Genomic DNA, 4,816 nt, shown 5'->3' with positions numbered 1-4,816 from the left:
CACTGCTTTTTGAGAAGTTACCATTAACCACCTTAACCTGTTGATATTCTCCAATAAGTTCTTTACCTTTCTGCCAATTATCAGTGATGACATATAAATCTAACAGACTCGCCAAATTCGTAACTGTCGGCGCATTATAAAAAATATCACGCTGTATCTGGCTGGCCAGTTTGCTCTCTCCAACCTGTATCGACAATCTGAGTATTTCAGCATCATTGGTGATCCAGTGAGTTCTGTGGTGTTTCAAAAATAATAGAGCACTTTTTGGTTCTGCAATTTGCAAAGCAATATCTGCAAATTTTCTGGCGTACTGTGGATCTGAAATAACAGTTTGCTGAGTAATGAATTTTTTTAATGATTGAATCAATTCTTTAGTATTATCGGGTATTTGTTGTATTAGTTGCAAAGCAGCTGTTGCATACAAAAATTTAGCTTGTCTTGATAACCCTTCTTGAAACTGAGATAAAGGCAAAAGTACATCAATTGCATTTTGATAATGCCCGACTTTCATATGATGTTTTGCAAGAGACAAAATAACAGGTTGATCATCTTTGTCTTGTCGTTTTAAAGCCTCTAGAAAGGCAATCGCCACATCTGGTTTCTTTGAACCTTTAAGCAACTCCAATAACATATCTTTATTAGGCTGTAAAATCCAAAGCAAAGCTGTGATACTAATGCTAAGCACGAATAAAGTTTTTTTATTAATTAAAGTTTCCCGGCTGCGAGATTGACTATCTTGAAGCATATTTACATTCTAGTTCACCAATATAAATACCCGGTTTTGAATAGGTATAGCTAAGAGCTCCAGTTCTGGATAACGATTTTATTAATTTAACATTACTTTTTAGTAATCTGCATTCACTGCCATTTTCCAATTCCATAGACATGGCAACATGTGACTTAATTTGAAAATGTATTGTATTACCCTTTAGCTGCCACTTTTCAACTATGCCATTGACTTGCTTAAGATAAGGTAAATTTTCTACTGCATTTTGAAACTTAAGCAAAGAACGTGTATCTGTTAAAATAAGATAACGACCATCTGGCCCCGTATTCCAACCAGCAATATTACTGTGGGCCAGAGACAGCTCTTTAAATGCGTCAGATAATCTCAGACTCTTTATGCCTGTTGAAACGATTAACCAATCAGCATCATTATTAAGGGGTTTTGCAAGCCCGGTTTCATAAAGCGACTTTGCTCGCCTTGCAAAATCACTGAGATAAAGGGGTGTACTTGCTTGATTCATACTCCAATCATATACTTTATGAAGTGCTTTAACAGACGATGGATAAACACCAGAATACATGTGATAGTAGATACTGATAGGTTTGAGTCGTTTAGGAAAGCCCAGTATTTCAAATGTCTCTATTACCCTTTGATAGCCTGAAAAGTTTTCAGTCCAAAGATTGGTATATAAGTTTTCATTGATCACAGGCGCATATACCTGAACGGCATTTTTATGCCAAAGTAAATGGGGATATACCTGAGCCATGGACTCATTACCATTTACAGCATAGGTATTACCACCATTAACATTTAATAATCCATATTGTTCGGTCTTTCTTACAATGCTTTCGGTCGGATCAGCCCTTCCAGACCAAAGCAAAACTTTTACCCGTTTATTTTTTGGCGCGAGTTTATTATTAATGTAGTCAACACTGCCAAATATCTCTCTGTCATGGTTAACTGTATAGTTTGGAATAGGCAGAGAGTCACCATAGGCTTTTTCTGCAATATTAACCCTATTATCCCAAAAAAAAGGATGACTAAAGGTATGGGATGCAAGCTCAACATGAGACAAGTTAAATATCTTTTTGGCGATAGATTCTAATTCATTACTCAAATTAGGATACAGCCCTTGTTTACTAATTTCCCCTTCTATTACAGAAACCGTTTGGGGAATTAAATATTTTTTCAGTACATCAAGCAAAATGACTTCAGCTGAAAATAGCTTCCCGGGAATCCAGGCTCGAGAGGGAAAACCATCACCGTCTATATGTGCAGTTAAAATGCGGTTACCTGACTCAGTCGTTATATCTGGCACAGGTATTTCTGGTAACATTAAGACTAAGTCAAGCAACTCAAAAGGGTCAATAATCCAATGTTTTTGGTCACCTCCCAAGTCTTGAATCAGCAAAGGATCAAGGGCTGCACCACCCCAGTTAGCGGTAAAAACAGCAAGTGAATTATTAGCTTGTGCATCTTTTACCAATACATGGCTTTTAATATCAGCAGAAAGCGGTAAATAACGAGAAATCCGCTTTAAATTAGCATTAGGTAGTGGATAAAGCAGTGTAGCTCAATCAGGCGCCTGAGAAATTGTGAGCTTACCATCAAGTAAATCAAGTTTTTTAATATCAAGTTTTTTCAGTATATTTTCATCGTCTGGTAAATATTGAAAAAATACGATCCGCGTTTTCCCTAAAAGAGACTCTAGCCAATTAAGGAGACCTGCATTATAAAATTTAGGTGCCAACCAAAAAATAATAGTTTGATGGCGTGTTGTATCTATGTCCTCTAGATTTACGGTGTTAATATCTGTACAGACAGGAACATATCCTTTATATTCAACTAGCATTGAAAGTAAACGGTGGCAGTCGGACTGACGTTTCAATCCTGTTTTGCCATCATAAAAGACAAGTACACGTCTGGGGACTGGTTCTATGGTACTAACTCCAAATTGTTTTAGTAGACCATCACTGATATAAGGGGTGAAATCATTATCTAGCAACCTTTGCGCGGCTTCGCGTTGGGCAACTCTGTTATTTCCATCAAGATAATCTATGGCTATGACCTCAATGTCCAAATTTTTTATGCTATTTAACTTTGTTAGCAGCCATTGAGTATCTTCGGGTTTCATTACAAAGTAGCGATGATTTTTGACATCATACCCTTGAAATAAAGATTCGGCTACGACTCCCGCAGGCTTAAATTCGAGCTGAGAAAGAAGCTCAAAACCCCGATTAAATATCAATTTAGTATGCAATTTTTTAAAATTGGCAATGACTTGTATCAGCCCTTTTTGCTGAAGCTGCTTATGAGTCTGATTTCCCGCTGAAAGTTGATAACTGTCTAAGGTATCTAAGAATAAACCTTTAAAACCAAGTTCCTGATATTCTGATGCTTTATCTTGTAGGTATTGTTGCCAGGGCTTAGCGGTCATATCCATGACATAACTGTCCCAATCTGTATTATTAGCTAGCACATGACGTTTTAAAGCAGCTGTACTGTCTTGTTTATTAAGCTCACCAATACTGAGGTAGGCGTATACTTCAACTCTCCCTTGAGCTAACTGTTTTAATTGGCGAGCAGAGACGGCACTGGGGGTGATCACAATACGATCATATACCAATAACTCTCGTACTGAATCGATTTCATGATAATAAAACGCAATAGATTTTGTCTGAGATTGAACCGCGTTACCAATAAAAGAAAAGCTTAATAAACTTATAAAAAAAAAGGTTTTCCACCAAAAACTATTAAAATTAAGCAAAATAATTAATTTCTTTAATAACACATAAAATCCGACAACTTTTCAGGTAAACTGTTAATTTAATTGAAAATACAATACTATTCACTAAAATGAGAGTTGCGAATACCAATACTTTTTCATTGGCAGTACAATAGCTAAATACAATTAAATCTAAAAAGATCGTCAAGTTCACGGGGCAAAATAATGGTACTAAATTGCCTGTTTATAGAGTTATCGCATAGTTTCTGTCTTGAGCTCTCATCGTTGATATAATTCGTTTTATATTCAGCATTCAAAACTGGTTTATCTTGATTGATAAAAGGGGTAAGTAAATCACACTCTGAAAATTCAAAACACATCTCATTAACAGCAAAGTCAAAATAATTGACCAGTAAATCCACTTGATTAAGATCGTTTTTCAGACCAACAGACAAACCTCTGGAATGTGATTCATTGGCTATAAATCTATTGTAATTAAGCTGTTCAGAAACTGTAAAATTAAAGCCTGAATTATTAAAATAACCATCCATATTATCAGGCTCAACACCATCACAATTTTTCTGCTTTGCAAGATCCAAACGATTCAACATGATAGAACGAACATTATCAGAACGTATGTCTAACCAGCGCTCTCCAATCCAATCTTCCATAAGATTACCTAAATCAATATCTGAGAATTGTGTCGCATCTATGCGCCATTGTTCGTATGAACCAGCAGAAAAATAACATATTACTTTTTTACCTGAATCTTGTAGTGTCTGGATCAAGGTTTCAGATGAATCAAAAAGATCTAAATCATATATATCAACCGGATAAGAAGTATTAATATCACTTTGTAACTGCCATTGCCAAGTGACTGAAACAGCAGGCCGATACCAGTTCCCATCTGTGATTGGAGGTGTTATTGGATCCGTTTCTATTCCATCTGTTCCATCAGAAGAATCGCAGCCATTAAGCATAATTAATATCAGAAAGTAGAAAAGTGCCCGTGCCATTTTATTTCCTTTTACTAGGTTTATTGATCTTTTATATTGAACAAAATTATATCGACTTAGTATCGATTTAACATTTTTATGAGATAAAATTTGATACTAAATGATAGTTTAGTAGTGTTAACACAGTTAATTCTCAAACATAATCTTAAGGTTTAAAGATAAAAAATAAGCGGCAATTATATTATCAAATTACTACGGTGGGAATTATAATAGTACATAATTTCTCCAGCATCGAATTTTGTGATACTCGTTAAATCTATCGGTGGCGCTACAAGATTTTTTGTTAAGTAACACAGTTACCCACTTATCGTATTTTACTAAGGGAATTGAGTAGAAAACGATTACAGG

Annotated in this window: 4 protein-coding genes; all 4 read right to left on the bottom strand. The window is 35.5% G+C overall.

Going from position 1 to position 4,816, the window contains the following annotated elements:
* Positions 1-745, bottom strand: a 745-nt coding sequence (locus tag CJF42_RS24695) for a tetratricopeptide repeat protein (protein ID WP_141235664.1), incomplete at its 3' end; no start/stop codon positions are given.
* The gene (locus CJF42_RS24690; protein ID WP_095369175.1) at positions 732-2,213 is read right to left on the bottom strand and encodes a polysaccharide deacetylase family protein; all 1,482 of its coding nucleotides are present in this window, start codon (positions 2,211-2,213) and stop codon (positions 732-734) included. The genes CJF42_RS24695 and CJF42_RS24690, both read right to left, overlap by 14 nt.
* A gap of 87 nt (positions 2,214-2,300) precedes the next feature.
* Positions 2,301-3,518 carry an endo alpha-1,4 polygalactosaminidase gene (locus CJF42_RS24685; RefSeq protein ID WP_095369174.1) on the bottom strand — a complete coding sequence of 406 codons (1,218 nt, stop codon included), beginning with the start codon at positions 3,516-3,518 and terminating at the stop codon, positions 2,301-2,303.
* A gap of 110 nt (positions 3,519-3,628) precedes the next feature.
* A complete protein-coding gene (locus CJF42_RS24680; RefSeq protein WP_095369173.1) occupies positions 3,629-4,468 on the bottom strand; it encodes an endo alpha-1,4 polygalactosaminidase in 840 nt (279 codons plus the stop codon).
* Positions 4,469-4,816 lie beyond the last annotated feature (348 nt).

Origin of the sequence: Pseudoalteromonas sp. NBT06-2 (assembly GCF_002276045.1) — a bacterium.
Lineage (GTDB): Bacteria > Pseudomonadota > Gammaproteobacteria > Enterobacterales > Alteromonadaceae > Pseudoalteromonas.
The sequence above is the reverse complement of the archived record's forward strand: the minus strand, read 5'-3'. Positions and strand labels throughout refer to the sequence as shown.